This is a genomic window from Pseudomonas sp. S34, assembly GCF_009866745.1.
Classification (GTDB): domain Bacteria; phylum Pseudomonadota; class Gammaproteobacteria; order Pseudomonadales; family Pseudomonadaceae; genus Aquipseudomonas; species Aquipseudomonas jessenii.
Map to the genome: position 1 here is coordinate 1867692 of NZ_CP019398.1, position 18368 is coordinate 1886059.

19 protein-coding genes, 1 tRNA gene and 1 pseudogene are annotated in these 18368 nt (G+C 59.7%); 15 read left to right on the forward strand and 6 right to left on the reverse strand.

Annotated features, from left to right (window positions below):
• Positions 1-12: 12 nt before the first annotated feature.
• From PspS34_RS08305 to PspS34_RS28865, 3 genes and pseudogenes are all read left to right on the forward strand, one after another.
• Positions 13-2157, forward strand: coding sequence for a 3-hydroxyacyl-CoA dehydrogenase NAD-binding domain-containing protein (locus PspS34_RS08305; protein ID WP_159389555.1), 2145 nt, complete (start codon positions 13-15; stop codon positions 2155-2157).
• 95 nt (positions 2158-2252) lie between these two features.
• Positions 2253-2975 carry an amidotransferase gene (locus PspS34_RS08310; protein WP_159389556.1) on the forward strand — a complete coding sequence of 241 codons (723 nt, stop codon included), beginning with the start codon at positions 2253-2255 and terminating at the stop codon, positions 2973-2975.
• A 27-nt stretch (positions 2976-3002) separates the two neighbouring features.
• Positions 3003-3080, forward strand: a pseudogene (locus tag PspS34_RS28865) (outer membrane lipoprotein carrier protein LolA); the annotation flags it as partial.
• Here PspS34_RS28865 and PspS34_RS08315 read toward each other — a convergent pair.
• The 3 genes from PspS34_RS08315 to PspS34_RS08325 form a co-directional block, all read right to left on the reverse strand.
• Positions 3076-4047: a magnesium and cobalt transport protein CorA gene (locus PspS34_RS08315; protein ID WP_154860700.1), complete on the reverse strand. Its 972-nt coding sequence runs from the start codon at positions 4045-4047 to the stop codon at positions 3076-3078. The pseudogene PspS34_RS28865 and the gene PspS34_RS08315 sit on opposite strands and share 5 nt — an antisense overlap.
• Before the next feature lie 159 nt (positions 4048-4206).
• A complete protein-coding gene (locus PspS34_RS08320; protein WP_057715729.1) occupies positions 4207-4929 on the reverse strand; it encodes a 1-acylglycerol-3-phosphate O-acyltransferase in 723 nt (240 codons plus the stop codon).
• A 214-nt stretch (positions 4930-5143) separates the two neighbouring features.
• Positions 5144-5833 (reverse strand): crotonase/enoyl-CoA hydratase family protein, encoded by a 690-nt coding sequence (locus tag PspS34_RS08325; RefSeq protein ID WP_154860699.1) that lies wholly within the window; start codon positions 5831-5833, stop codon positions 5144-5146.
• A 308-nt stretch (positions 5834-6141) separates the two neighbouring features.
• Between PspS34_RS08325 and PspS34_RS08330 the strand changes: the two genes are divergently transcribed.
• The 10 genes from PspS34_RS08330 (at position 6142) to PspS34_RS08375 (ending at position 11194) form a co-directional block, all read left to right on the forward strand.
• Positions 6142-6231, forward strand: a tRNA-Ser gene (locus tag PspS34_RS08330).
• A 533-nt stretch (positions 6232-6764) separates the two neighbouring features.
• Entirely contained in the window at positions 6765-7019 is a 255-nt protein-coding gene (locus tag PspS34_RS08335) for a type II toxin-antitoxin system HicA family toxin (protein ID WP_154860698.1), read from the forward strand.
• On the forward strand, positions 7016-7348 hold the full coding sequence (locus PspS34_RS08340; protein WP_150812359.1) for a type II toxin-antitoxin system HicB family antitoxin: 333 nt from the start codon (positions 7016-7018) through the stop codon (positions 7346-7348). The genes PspS34_RS08335 and PspS34_RS08340 overlap by 4 nt, the downstream gene beginning before the upstream one ends.
• Positions 7349-7407: 59 nt before the next feature.
• On the forward strand, positions 7408-8751 hold the full coding sequence (locus PspS34_RS08345; protein WP_154860697.1) for a serine hydrolase: 1344 nt from the start codon (positions 7408-7410) through the stop codon (positions 8749-8751).
• Positions 8748-9068, forward strand: coding sequence for a YbjQ family protein (locus tag PspS34_RS08350; protein ID WP_057715723.1), 321 nt, complete (start codon positions 8748-8750; stop codon positions 9066-9068). Before PspS34_RS08345 ends, PspS34_RS08350 begins: the two co-directional genes overlap by 4 nt.
• 146 nt (positions 9069-9214) lie before the next feature.
• Positions 9215-9403, forward strand: coding sequence for a hypothetical protein (locus PspS34_RS08355; protein WP_057716647.1), 189 nt, complete (start codon positions 9215-9217; stop codon positions 9401-9403).
• Positions 9404-9714: 311 nt separating this feature from the next.
• Positions 9715-10083 (forward strand): hypothetical protein, encoded by a 369-nt coding sequence (locus tag PspS34_RS08360; protein WP_007988063.1) that lies wholly within the window; start codon positions 9715-9717, stop codon positions 10081-10083.
• Between the two features lie 115 nt (positions 10084-10198).
• Positions 10199-10678 carry a YMGG-like glycine zipper-containing protein gene (locus PspS34_RS08365; protein WP_150812360.1) on the forward strand — a complete coding sequence of 160 codons (480 nt, stop codon included), beginning with the start codon at positions 10199-10201 and terminating at the stop codon, positions 10676-10678.
• 16 nt (positions 10679-10694) lie between these two features.
• A complete protein-coding gene (locus PspS34_RS08370) occupies positions 10695-10877 on the forward strand; it encodes a hypothetical protein (RefSeq protein ID WP_150812361.1) in 183 nt (60 codons plus the stop codon).
• A 107-nt stretch (positions 10878-10984) separates the two neighbouring features.
• Entirely contained in the window at positions 10985-11194 is a 210-nt protein-coding gene (locus PspS34_RS08375) for a hypothetical protein (RefSeq protein ID WP_159389557.1), read from the forward strand.
• A gap of 55 nt (positions 11195-11249) precedes the next feature.
• On the opposite strand, the gene PspS34_RS08380 is transcribed toward PspS34_RS08375, so the two are convergent.
• The gene (locus PspS34_RS08380; protein ID WP_159389558.1) at positions 11250-14582 is read right to left on the reverse strand and encodes an RHS repeat-associated core domain-containing protein; all 3333 of its coding nucleotides are present in this window, start codon (positions 14580-14582) and stop codon (positions 11250-11252) included.
• Positions 14583-14829: 247 nt separating this feature from the next.
• Here PspS34_RS08380 and PspS34_RS08385 point away from each other — a divergent pair, with 247 nt between their 5' ends.
• The gene (locus PspS34_RS08385; protein WP_057715719.1) at positions 14830-15525 is read left to right on the forward strand and encodes an HAD-IA family hydrolase; all 696 of its coding nucleotides are present in this window, start codon (positions 14830-14832) and stop codon (positions 15523-15525) included.
• Positions 15526-15660: 135 nt separating this feature from the next.
• On the opposite strand, the gene PspS34_RS08390 is transcribed toward PspS34_RS08385, so the two are convergent.
• On the reverse strand, positions 15661-16407 hold the full coding sequence (locus PspS34_RS08390) for a 3-oxoacyl-ACP reductase family protein (RefSeq protein ID WP_151213299.1): 747 nt from the start codon (positions 16405-16407) through the stop codon (positions 15661-15663).
• A gap of 124 nt (positions 16408-16531) precedes the next feature.
• Between PspS34_RS08390 and PspS34_RS08395 the strand changes: the two genes are divergently transcribed.
• A complete protein-coding gene (locus PspS34_RS08395; protein WP_159389559.1) occupies positions 16532-17455 on the forward strand; it encodes a LysR family transcriptional regulator in 924 nt (307 codons plus the stop codon).
• 133 nt (positions 17456-17588) lie between these two features.
• Here the strand turns inward: PspS34_RS08395 and PspS34_RS08400 are convergent, their stop codons facing one another.
• Complete coding sequence (locus tag PspS34_RS08400) at positions 17589-18317, reverse strand: aspartate/glutamate racemase family protein (protein ID WP_007988885.1); 729 nt, start codon at positions 18315-18317, stop codon at positions 17589-17591.
• Between the last annotated feature and the right edge of the window lie 51 nt (positions 18318-18368).

Genomic DNA, 18368 nt, shown 5'->3' on the forward strand with positions numbered 1-18368 from the left:
AGGAACCCAGTTATGAGCGAAGCCATTCGTTACGAAAAAGACCAGGACCAGATCGTCGTCCTGACCATCGACATGCCGGGCCAGAGTGCCAACACCATGAACGCGGTGTACCGCGAAGCCATGGCGGACTGCGTTACGCGCCTGGTGGCCGACAAGGACAGCATCGCCGGTGTGATTATCACCTCGGCCAAGAAGACATTTTTCGCTGGCGGCGATCTCAACGAGCTGATCAAGGTTGGCAAACCCCAGGCCAAGGCCTTCTACGACATGGTGCTGAGCCTCAAGGGCCAGTTGCGCGCCCTGGAAACCCTCGGCAAGCCTGTGGTCGCGGCGATCAATGGCGCCGCACTGGGCGGCGGCTGGGAAATCTGCCTGGCCTGCCATCACCGCGTGGCGCTGGACCACCCGTCGGTGCAACTCGGCCTGCCGGAAGTCACCCTTGGTCTGCTGCCAGGCGGCGGAGGCGTGGTGCGCATGGTGCGCATGCTCGGCCTGGAAAAAGCCCTGCCTTATTTGCTTGAAGGCAAGAAAGTGCGGCCACCACAGGCATTGCAGGCAGGATTGATCGACGCGCTGGCGACCGATCACGAAGACTTGTTGGCCAAGGCGCGGACGTGGATTCTGGCCAATCCAGCGGCGGTGCAGCGCTGGGACGTGAAGGGTTACCAGATTCCGGGCGGCACACCGTCAAACCCGAAAGTTGCGCAGATGCTGGCGATTGCGCCTTCGATCCTGCGCAGCAAAACCCAGGGCACGATGCCCGCGCCGGAGAAAATCCTCTGCGCAGCGGTCGAGGGCGCCCAGGTGGACTTCGACACGGCGCACTTGATCGAAACCCGTTACTTCACCGAACTGACCACCGGCCAGGTCTCGAAAAACCTGATTGGCACGTTCTGGTTCCAGCTCAACGAAATCAATGCCGGCGGCTCGCGGCCTCAAGGCTTTGCACCTTATGTCACCCGCAAGGTCGGCGTGCTCGGCGCCGGGATGATGGGCGCCGGTATTGCGTTTGTCAGTGCGTCGGCGGGGATCGATGTGGTGCTCAAGGACATCAACCTCGCGGCGGCGCAGAAGGGCAAGGCGCATTCGGCGGCGCTGCTGGACAAGAAGGTTGCTCGCGGACAAATAAGCATCGAGCAACGCGACACCGTTCTGTCACGCATTCAAACCAGCGAAAGCGATGCCGACCTGGCCGGTTGCGACCTGATCATCGAGGCCGTGTTCGAGGATCGGGATTTGAAGGCCAAAGTCTCGTTGGCGGCGCAGAAGGTCGTCGGCGCGGACGCGGTGATCGCCTCCAACACCTCGACCTTGCCGATCAGCGGCCTGGCGTGTGCCGTGCCCGATCAGAGCAAGTTCATCGGCCTGCATTTTTTCAGCCCCGTGGAAAAAATGCCGCTGGTGGAAATCATCAAGGGCGCCAACACCAGCGATGAAACCCTGGCCCGCGGCTTCGATTACGTCCTGCAAATCAAGAAAACCCCGATTGTGGTCAATGACAGCCGCGGTTTCTTCACGTCGCGGGTGTTCGGCACCTTCACCAATGAAGGCATTGCCATGCTGGGTGAGGGCGTGAGCGCGGCGATGATCGAGACTGAAGCGCGCAAGGCCGGCATGCCGATAGGACCGCTGGCGATCTCTGACGAAGTTTCCCTCAGCCTGATGAACCATATTCGCCTGCAAACGGCCAAGGACCTGCAAGCAGAAGGCAAGCCGCTGACAGAACACCCGGCATTTACCGTGATTGACTTGTTGCTCAATGAGTTCAAACGTCCGGGCAAGGCTGGCGGTGGAGGTTTCTACGAGTATCCGGCGGGCGGCCAGAAACACCTGTGGCCTGAGTTGAAAACCCGCTTCGAGAAAGCCGACGGGCAGATTTCGCCCAAGGACGTGCGTGATCGCCTGCTGTTCGTGCAAGCCATCGAAACCGTGCGCTGTGTGGAGGAGGGGGTGTTGACCTCGACGGCGGATGCCAACATTGGCTCGATCTTCGGCATCGGTTTCGCCGCCTGGACCGGCGGTGCGCTGCAGTTCATCAACCAGTACGGCGTGCAGGACTTTGTGGCCCGAGCCCAGTATCTGGCCACACAGTATGGCGAGCGGTTCGCGCCTCCCGCTTTGCTGCTGGAGAAGGCCGCCAAAGGGGAGGCGTTCTAAGGGGGAGATGATGCATTTCGGGGCTTGCCTTGTCACAGCGTTTCAAGGCAGGCTCTGGGGTGTGCATTATTCCCATCACGTGTCAGGTATTTTTTATGTCGTTACGCATCTGCATTCTGGAAACCGACCACCTGCGTCCGGAATTGGTTGACCAATATCAGGGCTACGGGCAGATGTTCAAACACCTGTTTTCGCAGCAGCCGATTGCCGCCGAGTTCACGGTCTACAACGTGGTGCAGGGTGAGTACCCAAGCGACGACCTGACGTTCGACGCCTACCTGGTGACGGGCAGCAAGGCCGACTCTTTCGGCACCGACCCGTGGATCGAAACCCTCAAGAAATATCTGCTGACCCGCTACGAGCGCGGCGACAAGCTGCTGGGCGTTTGCTTCGGTCATCAGTTGCTGGCGTTGCTGCTCGGTGGCAAGAGCGAGCGTGCGACCCAGGGCTGGGGCGTCGGCACCCACAATTACAAATTGGCCGCCAAGGCGCCGTGGATGAACCCGGTGCGCGAAGAATTGACGCTACTGATCAGCCACCAGGACCAGGTCACGTCGCTGCCGGAGAACGCCACGGTTATCGCTTCCAGCGACTTCTGCCCGTTTGCCGCCTACCACATCAACGATCAGGTGCTGTGCTTCCAGGGGCATCCGGAATTCATCCACGACTACTCCCGTGCCCTGCTGGAAATTCGCCAGCAGGCACTGGGCGAGCAGGTCTACTCCAAAGGTATCGCGAGCCTGGACCAGGAACACCACGGCACCACGGTTGCCGAGTGGATGATGCGGTTTGTCGCGCACAAGCCAACAGCTGTTTAAAACCTGTAGGCGCGAGCCCTGCTTGCGATGGTCGTGAACGATAACGCGCCAAACCTGACAGCCCGCGGTGCTCTCGGGTTTTTCGCGAGCAGGCTCGCTCCTACAGCCACCCCGATTTCTTGAAGCTCGCCCACAACCCCAGACAACCCACCGTAATAAAACCCAGCACCCCGAAATACCCGTAGTGCCAGCTCAGCTCCGGCATGTTCTGGAAGTTCATCCCGTAGATCCCCGCCACTGCCGTCGGGAAGGCCAGAATCGCCGCCCAGGCCGCAAACTTGCGTTGCACCACGCTCTGGCGAGAGGCCTCCAACAGCACCCCGACCTCAATTGTCTGGCTGGCAATATCCGCCAGCGTCGTCAGGTCTTCCATCTGCCGCGTTACATGAATCTGCACATCGCGAAAGTACGGGCGCATGTTCTTGTCGATGAACGGGAAGCTCAGCCTCTGCAATTCCTCCCCGATCTCAATCATCGGTGCCACATAGCGACGCAAGCGCAAAACATCACGACGCAGGCCATGTAGCTTCTGGATGTCGTAGTCATTGAGCGAGCCGCACAACACGTTGCGCTCCAACTCATCGATTTCCCCGTGAATGGCTTCGCCCATCGGCTGGTAGTTTTCGATCACGAAATCGAGGATGGCATAGAGTACGAAATCTTCCCCATGCTCAAGCAATAGCGGACGCGCCTCACAGCGCTGGCGGACATGGGCGTAGGACGCGGAGTGACCGTTGCGCGCAGTAATGATGTAGCCATTGCCGGCAAAGATATGCGTCTCGATGAACTCGAGTTTGCCCTCATGGCGGATGGGCGAATACGTCACGATGAACAGCGCATCGCCGAAGGTTTCCAGCTTCGGTCGGCTGTGCTTTTCCAGGGCGTCTTCGATGGCCAGTTCGTGCAGGTTGAACTGGCGTTGCAGATTGTAGAGCTCCTCGGCGTTCGGCTCTTCGAGGCCGATCCAGACAAAGTGCCCGGGCTTTGCAGCCCAGGCTGCGCCTTCGTCAAGGCTGATATCAGTGACTCTCTTACCGGCGCTATAAACCGCAGCAGCAACAACTCTACCCATGATGGTGGTTCACTTCTTTTGGCAGCTTTCAATTGGCAACGAATGCATTGGCAGTGTGGATCAGCTTAGCCTTGCAGTGTTTGAGAGTCAGTTAAATCTGCCGAGTTCTGGGCAAAGACGCGCAGGCAAAAGAAAACCCGCACCAGGCGGGTTTCTTTTTCAGGCAGCTTGCAGTTGCCGGTCCATCGATTCGATGCATTCACGCATCTGCTCGCGGCACTGGGCGATCAGCAGGGGCATGTCGTCCAGGCTCAATCCGGCGGTGGGAATCGCCGGCAACGAGCGAATCAGAATTTTCCCGCTGCGCCAGCGGTTCAACCGCATGTGTTTGACGTAACTGCTGACGCACACCGGGACAATCGGCACCCCGGCGGCAATCGCCATCTGAAAGGCGCCTTTCTTGAAGGGCAGCAAGTCCTCACCCAGGTTGCGCGTGCCTTCCGGGAAAACCCAGATCGAGGTGTCTTTGTTTTGCAGGGTGTGGGTGGTGGTCAACATCGACTTGCGTGCCTTTTGCGCATTGCCACGGTCGATCAGCACATTGCCGGCCAGCCAGAACAACTGCCCGAACAGCGGCACCCACTTCAGGCTCTTTTTGCCGATGCACACGGTACGACGGGGCACCACGTTGCCAAACACAAACAGGTCATAGTTGGACTGGTGATTGGCGATGATCACGCAGCTGTCGGGTTTATCCATCAACGGCCCGACTTCGGCCTTCACTCGCAAACGCAAAATGCACATGGCCGGCCATGCGTACAGGCGTGCGCACAGGCGGCTGTTGTCCGGATTGAACGGCCGGCACAGGCCGAGCATCACCCCCAGCACACCCGCCACGATAAAGTGCAGGCCCATCAATGACATACGGCACAAAAACAGCATTTACAGGCCCCACCGGGACAAAAGGTGGCGCAGTGTACGGATGTGCACTGTTTTCGGCAATTGCTCCCAGGGAAGTGGGAGATGGAGGATGTTTGAGCTGATGTTTCCGACTGTTTGGTCAGATGCGGTCTAGAGCGGTCACAGACGTTTAACACAGACATGTATGAAAAAGCCCGACACGACGGTCGGGCTTTTCGTTGCAGCAGATCCGGGCTTAGCCCAAATGCTCCTGATCCTGGATGATCGCGTTGTCCAGGACCTCCAGCAGCGCTTTGCGCACTTTCAATTTGGTGTTCTTGTGCGCGGTCATGTTGATCTTCTTCAACTGACGAGCCGCCGCCAGTGCCGCGCCTTGCAGTTCTTCAGGCGAGACCACGACATCGAGGAAGCCGGCCGCCACGGCGCCTTGTGGATTGAACATCTCGCCGTTGACCACCGAACGCTGCAACGCCACTTTGTTCAGGCGGTCACGGGCAATCTCGATGCCCGCGTGGTGCATGGTCATGCCGATCTGCACTTCGTTCAGGCCAATGCTGAACGCACCTTCAACGCCGATGCGATAGTCAGCCGACAACAGCAGGAACGCGCCCTTGGCCACCGCGTGCCCCGGGCACGCCACGATCACCGGGAAGGGGTGCGACAGCAGGCGGCGGGCCAGGGTCGAACCGGCGGTCACCAGCGCCACGGCCTCTCTAGGACCGGCCGTCATCACCTTCAGGTCATAACCGCCAGAGAGAATGCCCGGCTGGCCGGTAATGATCACCACCGCACGATCAGCCACTGCCCGATCCAGCGCAGCGTTGAACTCGGCAATCACATCCGGGGAGATGGCATTGACCTTGCCATTGCTCAGGGTCAGGGTCGCGATACCGTCTTCGAGATGGTAGGAAATCAACTCACTCATGACGCTATTCCTTTCAATAAAGTTGGGCAGACGTTACCCACCGCCGCAAGCCAGGTAAAGCGCCGTGACTGACCCGCCAGTCACCCTTTGCCCGCCCGTCAGGCGCAGCCCGCCGTGCCTGCTGCGCATTCCCCTCTATATAGAAGAGGGCACGAAGCCGGAGATTGGCCGGTTTGCCATGGCCGGGAACGACCGGAAACGCTGAATCGCGTTAACCGCATGAAAATTCTGAAAAAAATGTTTGCCATCGGAAAAGCTTTCGACTACATTAGCGCGCCTCGACAGACAGAACATGTTTGAAGAGATACGGTGAAGTGTCCGAGTGGCTTAAGGAGCACGCCTGGAAAGTGTGTATACAGGAAACTGTATCGAGAGTTCGAATCTCTCCTTCACCGCCACATTCTGCAAACACAAACCCCTGATTTTCCTAGAGAAAGTCGGGGGTTTGTGGTTTTTGGCGTCTGAAAAAGGGCCGTATGTGAACAAAGTGGGAACGCAGATGATTTATGGGGTGTTCTAGCTCGCACGATATGAGTGAGAGCATCAGACAAGTACCTATCTCGCTAATGCCTGCTTTCGGTCAACCGTCTCCTTTCGTGCGAAGTGATTATAAAAATGCAGTCTTCTTAGGGAGTATCTATACAGATCCACTTAAGGGTGTCCCGCCCAGGTTAAGACCAGCAAGGTAGTGGCCAGCTAAAAACGCAGCAAGCGTAAGGCTTTACGCAACTCTCGGAAATTGCCTACAACCCCGGCGAGAGTCACCCCGATATCCTGCCTGCCTTGCAAAACAAACGGTTCCACACGAAAAACGCCGCTTTCCTGTTCTGGATAAGCGGCGTTTTTTTAAGCACGCGTTAGAGGTTTCTCCCACGCATCAGCGATGTCATTCGCGGTTGCTAAACCCTGTGCGGTATCATGATATAATACCATGAATAATAAACAGCTCAGCACCCTCAAAACCGTATTTTCAAGACCAGCCCCGGCCATCATGGAGTGGTCACGCATCGAATCTTTGTTCGGCGCTGCAGGGGCAAGAACCATCGAAGGCAATGGATCGCGAGTACGTTTTGAACTGAATGGCGTGGTGGCCACTTTTCATCGGCCCCACCCCGACAAAGAAGCCAAGCCCTACCAGGTGCGTGACGCCCGGGCTTTCCTTGAGCAAGCAGGAGTTACCCCGTGAACGTAATGAACTACAACGGCTACTCAGCCCGAATCGAGTACAGCGACGAAGACGGCCTGTTCGTCGGCCACATTGCGGGCATCAAGGATGTTGTCGGGTTTCACGGCGAGTCAGTCAAAGAACTTCGCACCGCATTCGAAGAGGCCGTCACCGATTATCTGGAGACTTGCGCCAAACTCGGCCGCACCCCACAGAAGCCCTATTCAGGCCATCTCAGTCTGCGCCTGGCCCCAGCCCTTCACGCGACGGTAGCTGTGAAAGCTCAGTTAGCCCACAAAAGTATCAATCAGTGGGTTGCTGATGTTCTTGATCGCGAGGCGCATGCTTAAGCAGTGAATAAGCCGATCCGGCTGTAGACTGCTCAAACTCTTCGAACGGAATCGACATCATGCTCTATCCTCGCGCCAGTTTTCGCGGCGCAGCCAGGCTCATCGCGGCTGTGTCGATAGTTGCCACGTCATCACTGGCCCTCGCATCCGCCCCTGCGACTTTTCCCGACGCCCAAGCCAGTGACCCGGCCAAACTTGGCTGGATGGTCGGTTCGCCACCCTCCGCTGATCGCACCGTGCGCTTTGAAGACGGCAGCTATTTCCAGTTCCCGGCAATGCGCTGGAGTGTTTCGAATTTCCGGCAACTGATGCCGACGATCAACGTTTCACGCGGCCTGGGTGCTCCGGTTCCTCTGGAGACAGTGCTACGCAAAGATATCGACGGGATCAGTTTTGTCCCGCTTGGCGCCAAGGCGCCGATGACGTGGGAGCAATCCCTCGCGGCCACGTACACCGATGGCATTGTGGTGATGCACCGCGGGAAAGTTGTCTACGAACGTTACTTCGGCGTGTTGAAGCCGGACGGCCAGCACGCCGCAATGTCAGTGACCAAGTCCCTGGTCGGCACGCTGGGTGCCATGTTGGTGGCGCAGGGGCGCATCGATGCTGACAAGCGGGTTGCCGAATATGTACCGGAACTGGCGGATTCTGCGTTTGGCAGCGCCACGGTACGGCAGGTGCTCGACATGACCACGGGCCTCAAATACAGCGAGGACTACGCGGACCCGGATGCCGAAGTCTGGGCCCATGCCCGGGCAGGCAACCCGTTGCCCAAACCCAAGGGTTATGAGGGACCGCGCAGTTACTACGAGTTTTTGCAGACGGTGCAACCGCAAGGCGAGCACGGCAAAGCGTTTGCCTACAAAACCGTCAACACCGACGTGTTGGGCTGGGTCATTGCCCGCGCCACCGGCCGCAATGTTGCGCAACTGCTGTCGGAGAACATCTGGAGCCGGTTGGGTGCCGAGCAGGACGGCTATTTCACAGTGGACTCCATCGGCACGCCGTTCGCCGGTGGTGGCCTGAATACGGGGTTGCGGGATCTGGCGCGTTTTGGCGAGATGCTGCGTAACGGCGGTCGGTTCAACGGCCACCAGATAGTGCCAGAGGCAGTGATCGACGATATCCGTGGCGGCGGCGATAAGCAGGCTTTCGCCAAGGCGGGTTACACATTGCTCAAAGACTGGAGTTACCGGTCTATGTGGTGGGTGACGAGCAAGGAAGGCGGGGCATTCATGGCGCGTGGGGTCCATGGGCAGCGCATTTATGTCGACCCGAAGGCCGAGATGGTCATCGTCCGCTACGCATCCCATCCGGTGGCCAGCAACTCGGCCAATGATCCCGTCACTTTGCCGGCGTTTGACGCGTTGGCTGACTATCTGAACAGGAAGGAACACCCATGATCATCACCACGACCCAGTCCATCGAAGGCCGGCAAATTACCGCCTACCTGGACATCGTCAGCGCCGAGTCGGTGCAAGGGATCAACGTTGTCCGCGACGTGTTTGCCGGGATGCGCGACTTTTTCGGCGGGCGTTCCCAGACACTGGAGCGAGCGTTGAAGGAAGCACGCATTCAGGCCACCGATGAGATCAAGGAGCGGGCTCAGGCGCTTCAGGCGGACGCGGTGGTCGGGCTTGATTATGAGATCAGCATGCCGGCCGGAAAGGGAGGGATGGTCGTGGTGTTTGTGACCGGGACTGCGGTCAAGTTGAGGTAAAAGGTGAGAAGCCATTCGTCGGTCACGGGGAAATCCGAACGGCAGGTCCGTTAGTGACCGTCTAGTCTCAAAAACCTTGGCGATCGATATTCCTTCAGGCAAAGGGCTTGCCGCTGTCGATCGCGCTTTTTGAAAAGGGTGGAGAGATGGTTGATCCGTATATCGAGGACGATGGCGCAGAGTTTCCGATCAACAACTCCGTGCGGTGTGGTCAGACCCAGTATGTGGCCAGTTTCGGCGAGGACCAGACTGAGGTCGACAAGATCAAGACCAGGGCGTGCCGGGTACTGAAGGGCAAATTTTTACCCAAGGTGACAGCGCCGGTCAGGAAGTAATCGAACGTCAGGTAGACCCCGTCATAGAGCGGGTTTTTTCATGCTCGAAAAGTTTTATGACAATTTTTTTGAAGGGGGGGATCTTTCACGAACTTTTCACAACACCCTCCGTAATCTCGACTCATCCGTTAGAAAGCAACACCTGGCCCGTTTCCCCAGCGGGCTTTTTTTTGTCCGCGATAAAACCTTTTCGGTAAACGCTGTCCAACCCTCGCCAATCGCGAAGTTGGACCGGTGTGCTGGACTTTATCCGCGCAAAAGCATTCAATCTCGCCCCCTTTTGTGTACCCCCTATTTTTGAGGTTTTTGTCATGCGTTTAACACTGCCCGCTCTGGTTCTGGGGCTTCTGGTTGCTCAAGGTGCAATGGCTGGTGACGGCACTGCCGCGCTGGGCGGTGGCTTGGGCGGCGCATTGGGTAACGTCGTCGGCCAGAAGATGGGCGGCAGCACTGGCGCCGCGATTGGTGCGGGCGTCGCTGGCGCGGCAGGCAGCGCAGTTGCCGCCAAAAAAGGTCATCGCACCAGCGCTGCTATCGGTGGCGGTGTCGGCGCGGCCGGTGGTTCGGTGATCGGCAATAGCCTCGGCGGCAAGTCCGGTGCCACCATCGGTGCGGGCCTGGGCGGTGCATTGGGCGGCGGCGTGGGCAGCAACCTGGCCAATGGTCACAAGCGTCACTGATCCTGATCCAGATTTGAAAAGAGCCCGGCTTGATGCCGGGCTTTTTCATTTATGAACGTTTTACGCCGCAATGGCTCAAATCTTCCATACTCCCTTGAAGAATGTGAGGCGTGCCATGAACCCGAAAACCAACGACAAAAAAACCGTAAGCCAGAGTGCTCGGCGATTGATGTTGCCTGCGATTGTTTTTGGATTGTTGGTTTCTCAGGTGGCGCTGGCGGGAGGTAATGGAGATGCCGCAGTGGGCGGTGGTCTTGGTGGGGTGCTGGGCAATGTTGTCGGTGGCCAGGTGGGTGGCAGCACGGGTGCGGCCGTCGGTGCCGGAGTCGGCGGCGCGGCCGGTAGTGCCATTGCCGCGCCAAAGCGCAGTCGCACCGAAGCTGCGGTAGGCGGTGGTTTGGGCGCGGCGGGTGGATCAGTGATCGGCAACAGTCTTGGCGGTTCGACCGGATCGGCTATCGGTGCCGGTCTTGGCGGTGCAGCCGGTGGTGCGGTCGGCAATGATCTGGGGAGTGATAGCGGCCACTCCCATTCCGGTGGCGGACATAAACATTCGAACAAGCACCACAACAAGCACCACAATAAGCATCACTAGTTGAGCGAGGCATCCCATGACTGCGAAAAGCGAAGGCAAGGAAGAAAAGGGTCCGAGCGCACAGCCATCTATAAACGATCCCGGCAATGAAGATCCGGGATCGCTGATGGACGATGCGACGGTGCCGCTTAACGATGCTGATGATGCGGGCGATGTGGGGAATATCGAGTTTGAGGATGAGGAAGAGGACGAGGACTGATCGAATCGTGCTGTCGGATTGACCGGTTGTCCAGCTGATCGAACGCGTCCATCGCCCGATCCTCGCCAGGTCGTGGCCTGCACTTCAGGTCACACGAGAGGTGCGATATGAACACTGATCGGAAAGTCCCCGACGTTGATGAAACACCGGAGTATCCGCTGCCGTCGCCTACCGATTCCTTGCGCCGCGACCAACGACCACCGGACGATGATGATGCAGGTGTGGAGCAGGTTCCGAGCGACGACGATGATATAGAGGCCAATCCAGAAGATCGGGACGATGGCGCGGGTGAGCCAGCTATTACAAAGCGACAGTGAAGAGCCCCGGGTCCCGATTGCTTCTTTAAAGTGTTGCTCCGAGGGGGGAATCCGGTTAAAAAGCCCCCCGGGGCTCTAGTGAGTCTCCGCAATACCCGTATTTATTCGAAGGTTTTGGAGAGGGCGCATCAGGCTCTCCCTCATCAACCCTTGCCTTTCCTTGCTCATACGGCACCGAGCATCCCGGCTTGTTCTCCTGCGGGCAATTCCCGCCCAATCCCAATGGAGCCACCCACCCCGTCGGGTTCCGGGTGTACCGATACGGGTTCAACCCACCGGCCAGCATGACCGGATCCAGCGTCAGATAACGACCAATGTCGGGATGGTAGTAGCGATGACGGTTGTAGTGCAGGCCGCTCTCGGCGTCGAAGTATTGTCCCTGAAACCGTAGAGGCTGTTTGAGTCGTTCGCCGTCGCCCTGGCTCACTTCACGAAGTTTGCCGTGGGCGGTGTATTTGGCCGACCAGACGATAGCGCCGCCGTAGTTGGTCAGTTCCTGCGGGGTACCGAGGTGGTCGAGTTGGTAGTAGAGCGGGCAGGCGTCTGCCGGGCCTTTTCCGTCAAGCAGCGCCAGCGGGCGGAAGCTGCCGGGTTCGTAAACGTAGCTGCGGTAGTGCTCGGGAGCGCTTTCGGCGATGAGCTGGTCGCCTTGCCAGAAAAACTGCGTGGTCTGGCTGTCGACGGTTTTGCGGATGCGCCGACCGAAGGCGTCGTAGCGGTAGCTGACACTTTTACCGTCCGGGGTGCTGACGCTGATCAGGCGGTGCTGGCTGTCATAGGTGTATTGGGTGACTTGGGGCGGCATGCCGCGGCGTTCGCGGATCAGGTTGCCGAAGGCGTCGTAGTCGTAGAGGCTGTTGCAATGGCGGTGCAGACGGTTGCCCTGGAGCACGAGCGGGCCTGGACGGCCACGGATCAGCAGATTGCCGGCCGGATCATGGGTGAAGCTCTCCGCGAACGGATCGCGGTCGTGGCGTACGCCGGTCAGGCGGTCGAACGCATCGTATTGATAGTGGCGTTGGCCGTGACGGCTGTCGGCAATCTGCAGGAGATTGCCCTTGGCGCTGTAGGCATACTCGCGGCGATACAGCGTTCGTTGCTTTTGGCTGACGCAATGGACCTGCAAGCGGCCTTGCTCGTCGTAGGCGTAATCGCTGAGCAGCAGGCCCTGTTGGCGTTGCCGTTCGCGCCCGCCGACAAAACGGTGGCAGGTCAGGCGCGTGCCATTGAGATCGATGGCAGTGAGGGCGCCCCCCTTGGCATGGTGGTAGAGAAGGACACTGTCGTCCGGAAGGTGCAGCCGCTTGAGCCGACCGCAGGCATTGTAGTCGTAACGCAGGGTGCCCCAGCCCTGATGTTCGGTGATCAGCCGGCCCTGGCGGTCGTATTCGAACGCCAGCGGATGGCCCTGACCGTCATCGACGCGAACCAGTCGTCCTGAGTTGTCGTAGTGGTACTCGACTTTGATCCCGTCGGGCAGGGTCTTGAGCAACAAGCGCCCGGCGCTGTCGCGTTGGTATTGTGTGACGAGTTGCGAACCGTCGTCGCCGAACTCGGTTTTTTTCAGCAACTGACCATTACCGTCATACGCATAGGTGGTACGACGGCCATCAAAGCCGGTTTCCTGTCGGATCAATCCGCCAGGCGTGTAGTCCAGCCGATAGGTGTCGCCGACCTCGTTTTCGATCTCGGTGAGCAACAGTTGCGCATGATCGTAGCCGTACTTCAGCGTGCTGCCGTCGGGGTTGATCCGACGGCTGACCAAGTGCAGGTCGTCGGCGTATTCGTAACGGGTTACCCGTCCCAGTTCGTCGGTTTCGGCGGTGACCTGGCCGTAGGCGTTGTAGCGATAGGCACGGCAGGCACCGGTGGGCAGCGTGATCCTGGTCAGTCGACCCACGGCGTCCCACTCATAGCCGGTGACGGCACCGTGTTCGTCCTGCCGGGTAATCCGCCGGCCCAGCACATCGTAGGAAAAAGCGCGCTGGGCACCGTCCGGCAAGGTCTCCTCCAACAGTTGCCCCAAGGCGTTCCAGACAAACCGGTGACCGCTCTGATCGGGGAATCGGATTGTCAGCAAGCGCCCCTTGGGGTCGTAGAAATAGCGGGTGATCTGCCCGTCGGGATCGGAAACAGCAGTGATGTCGCCCTGAGCATTGCGCTGACAGGTCCAGGTCGCCTGACCACGGGTGAGGGTGCGCAGGAAACCGTGCCGATAGTTGCAGGTCATGGGCGCCTCATCGGGCGCACGCCGCGCGATCAACCGGCCGGCTTCGTCATAATGGTATTCGGTGACGGCGCCGAGGGCGTCCTGCTCGGCGATCAGGCGACCCTGATCGTCGTAGGCCTTGTGCAACTCACCGCCGTCGGTCCCGACCTGGCGTACCAGGCGTGCGCGGTTGTCATGAACGTAAACCTCTTCGCTACCGTCGGCGTTGTTCACTGTCACACAGCCTTTATCGTCCCAGGCGTAACGTGCCTCCATTTGCGAAAACGATGCCCAATGATGGATGCAGCGGGCTGCCTTGCCAGAGCGTTCCCACGCCCAGAAGAAACTCGCGCCGCCGGCCAGTTGCCGTTGCAGGATGACGTGCCGCTCGTCGTAGTCATAGCGCTCGCTTTCACCTGCGGCGTTGGTTGCCTCGATCAAGCGCCGGCGGGCGTCGTAGCGGTAGCTGACCAGTGTCTGTTCGGTGCGCCAGGTGTTTGCCTCGCAGTCGCCGCGCTGAAACACCTGATAGTCGACGGCCACCAGGTGCTTGACGTCGTAACGCAGCAATAAGGCGCGGTCGGCGCCGTTGTCCAGGCGTTGGATCCGGTCACAGCGGTCCCGCTGCACCGTCAGGCGATTGCCGTAGGCATCGCTGATCGTGCTGAGCCGGCCGTCATGAAAGTGGTAGAACCGCGCGCGGTGGCCGGCCAGGGCGAGGATCAGTTCGTCCGGCTCTTCGCCGAGGTAAATCGCCGCCCACGACAGGCTGTTGTGGATCACCGGGCGCACCGCCGTCGGCCGTGGAAAGGGCGTGCGGCGGTTTTCGGGGTCGATCCACAGCACCCGCTCGCTGTGGAGTTCCAGGTGCTGGGACAGCGAATGGCTCCAGCCAAAACCGAGGCCGCTGTCGATTTCGACGGCACTGGTGCGATAGAGGCGGGTGAAGTCGAAAGGCAGGATTCCGTCGAGGGTGCCATCGGTCAGGGTCAGCAGTTCTTCACCGGTAACCATCGACACCGGGCCGTTGTGGGTGGCGGTTCGCTCGGCGGTGTCGATACTGACACCATTGGGGTTTTTCGCCTGTCTGGAGACGTCCTCGTGGCGTTCATGCCTGCCGGGGCAAAGTATCAGGGGACCGCTGGCGGGGCATGCCAATACCTCTTGGGGATCGAACATCTGCTGTCTTTCGCTTGGCGGAATGTGGAGCGCGAAACTCTGCGGGGGATCGGCGAGGAAAGAAGTCGGGAAAGGGTGGCGCTTGCTGTAGGGCGATTCGCTAAATCGCGGAGGGTCATTCGGCGCCGATCGGGATTTCATCATTGCTCTAGACCGGCGGCGCTCGCTATGCTGCTGAATCCTTTAATCCAAGGGCATCGGCCGTACCTGAGCTGTCGGGGATGCCTTAGAAAACGGATCAGATGCGATGAATGCACCACTGAAAGCATTCGGCCCGATCAAGGCCGTGATTTTCGATATGGACGGCTTGTTGCTGGACACAGAAGGCATCTACACCGAAGTCACCTCTATCATTGCCGCGCGTTACGGCCGGACGTTCGATTGGAGCATCAAACAGAACATCATTGGCCGGGGCGCGGGCGATCTGGCGCGCTATGTGGTTGAAGCGCTGGACTTGCCGATTACGGCACAAGAGTTTCTGGTGATCCGCGAGCCGCTGATGCGCGAGCGTTTTCCTACAGCGCAGGCAATGCCCGGTGCACAGGAACTGGTACGGCATCTGAAGGCCAACAACATTCCCATTGCCGTAGGCACCAGTTCTTCGAGCCAGTCGTTCGGCCAGAAAACCACATTGCACCGCGACTGGTTCGCCTTGTTCGACTTTATCGTCACCGCCGATGACGCCGAGGTGGGCGCGGCCAAACCAGCACCGGATATTTTCCTGACGGCGGCGCGGCGCCTGGGTGTTGCACCGCAAGACTGCCTGGTGTTCGAGGATTCGCCCTTCGGCGTCACTGCGGCGAAAGCGGCAGGGATGACGGCAATTGCGATTCCGGATGCGGCAATGGCAGATGCCAGGTACGCACACGCCGATGGCATTCTTCGTACGCTGAAGGCGTTTGTGCCGAGTGCTTTTGGTTTGCCAGCGCTGGAATGGGCCTAGCTAAAAAGACGGGTCGACTCTGGCAAATGTGGGAGCGGGCTTGCTCGCGAAGGCGGTGTGCCAGGCAACATTGATGTTGTCTGATTCACCGCTTTCGCGAGCAAGCCCGCACACATTGGGTTTGCGTTTAACGCATCAGGCGCCGAAACCACCGTCGATGGTCAGGCTGGCCCCCGTGATATAGCCTGCTTCAGGGCTGACAAGGTAGGCGACGAAGCTGGCGATCTCTTCGGCCTTGCCGTAACGGCCCACGGCCATCAACGGGATCAGGCTTTCCGCAAAGTCACCTTCGGCCGGATTCATGTCGGTGTCGACCGGGCCCGGTTGCACGTTATTGATGGTGATGCCTTGCGGGCCGAGATCACGGGCCAGGCCTTTGGTCAGGCCGACCAGCGCCGACTTGCTCATGGCGTACGGGCCACCACCGGCGAAGGGCATGCGGTCTGCGTTGGTGCTGCCGATATTGATGATGCGACCGCCTTCGGTCATGTGTCTGGCGGCGGCCTGGGTGGCGATGAACACGCTGCGCACGTTGATGGCCAGGGTCTGGTCGAAGTCTTCGAGTTTGAACTCGGCCAGCGGTGCGACCGCCAGTACCCCAGCATTGTTGACCAGGATATCCAGGCGACCGAAGGCTTCTACCGTGGCGGACACGGCACCGCGGATGGCGTCGGCGTCGGCGCTGTCGGCCTTGATGGCCAGGGCCTTGCCGCCCTTGGCGGTGATGCTGTCTTGCAGTTCTTCGGCTTTGGCCGTGGAGCTGACGTAGGTGAAGGCAACGGTGGCGCCTTCAGCAGCCAGGCGCTTGACGATGGCTGCGCCGATGCCGCGGGAACCACCTTGAATCAAGGCCACTTTGCCGCTGAGGTTCTGAGTAGTCATATCGATCTCCAAGTCCCGAGGCGAGATGTCCCGGTTGATGGAGGCTAGTATCGATTCAGGATTACGTGCTGTGTAGACCATAGTTACGATAGTCTGTGTAAACCAGAAGTTTATAGTGGCGCTTATGGAAACCTTCAGCAGTATCGAATGCTTTGTGCGCAGTGCCGAGGTCGGCAGCTTTGCTGAGGCGGCGCGGCGCTTGAGCCTGACACCGGCGGCGGTGGGCAAGAGCGTTGCCAAGCTCGAGGCGCGCCTGGGTGTCAGATTGTTCCAGCGCAGCACTCGCAGCCTGACCCTGACGGAAGCCGGTCAGTTGTTTCTCGGCGAAGTCAGCGGCAGCCTGCACACGATCCAGAATGCCGTGGCCAATCTCGCCAGCGCCGGAGGGCAGCCGGCGGGCACCTTGAAAGTCAGCATGGGGACAGTATTTGGCTGCCTGTACATTGTGCCGATGCTCGGCGAGTTTCTGCGGCGATTCCCGGCGATCAACCCGGACTGGCACTTCGACAACCGCCAGGTCGATCTGATCGGGCAGGGTTTCGACGCGGCCATCGGCGGCGGCTTCGAATTGCCCCAGGGCGTGGTGGCACGCCGGTTGAGTCCGGCGCATCGGGTGTTGGTGGCTACGCAGGACTACCTGGAGACACATGCAGCGATCAGCGAGCCGGATGACCTCAAGCACCATGACGGGATTCTGATCCGCTCACCGCAGACCGGTCGGGTACGCTCCTGGCAGTTGACCCATCGCAATCAGCAACACAGCCCGTTGACGCTCAAGGCGCGGATGACCATGAGCGATTCCGAGGCCGCCTGCGCCACGGCCGCGCAGGGTCTGGGCATTGCGCTGGTGAGCATGCCGTTTGCCGCGGGCTATCTGGAGTCGCGCAGGCTGCAGCGGGTGCTGCCGGATTGGTACATCGACGACGGCTACACCTCCATCTATTACGCCGAACACAAACTGCTGCCGGGCAAGACCCGGGCGTTTGTCGAGTTTGTCATTGAGCAGTTTGTCGAGAGAGGGTTGGGGCAGAGGTTCAGTGCGGTTTGAGTCAGGCTCAGGTCCGAGTTGCCTCCTTCGCGAGCAAGCCCGCTCCCACATTTGATCTGTTGTAGACACAATATCTGTATTCAACGGAGATCCAGTGTGGGAGCGGGCTTGCTCGCGAAGGGGGCGCCGCGGTCTACCGGGCAAACCGCCCCGGCCAACCAATGATGTTTTTCGGCCGTGGCGTCGCATAAGTCCGCACCTTCGATGTCGACAGCCCCAGTCGCACCAATGATTCGGCAATGGTCACCGCCGCCGTCACCCCATCCACCACCGGTACCCCGGTACGTCGGCGAATCTGCTCGTCCAGCCCGGCCATGCCGCCGCAGCCCAGGCAAATCACTTCGGCCTTGTCCTGGGTCACCGCCAGTTCGGCCTGATGGACGATGGCCTCCAGTGCGCGCTGCGGTTCGTGTTCCAGTTCCAGTACTGCCAAACCACTGGCCCGTACCGAGGCGCAACGATCCCAGAGGCCGGAGAGCTTGAGGCGATCTTCGATCAGCGGCACGGTGCGGTCGAGGGTGGTGACCACGGAATAGGCGTGACCGAGAAACATGGCTGTGCTGGCGGCGGCATCGGTGATATCCACCACCGGCACATTGAGCAGTTCCTGCAAGCCTTCACGGCCGTGTTCGCCATAACCGGCCTGGATCACGGCGTCGAACGGCTGGTCGTAGGACATCACCCGGTCCATGACCGCGATGGCCGCCAGGTAACTCTCGAAATTGCCTTCGATGGAGTCGGCACCGAAGTGCGGGGTGAGGCCGACGATTTCCGTGCCGGGTGACGCGACGGCCTGCGCCGAACGGGCGATGGCCTGGGTGATGGATTCGGTGGTGTTGACGTTGACCACGAGAATGCGCATGGGGAGTCCTTATTGCAGTTGGTTCTGCGGCCCGACAACGCCGGGCCGCGA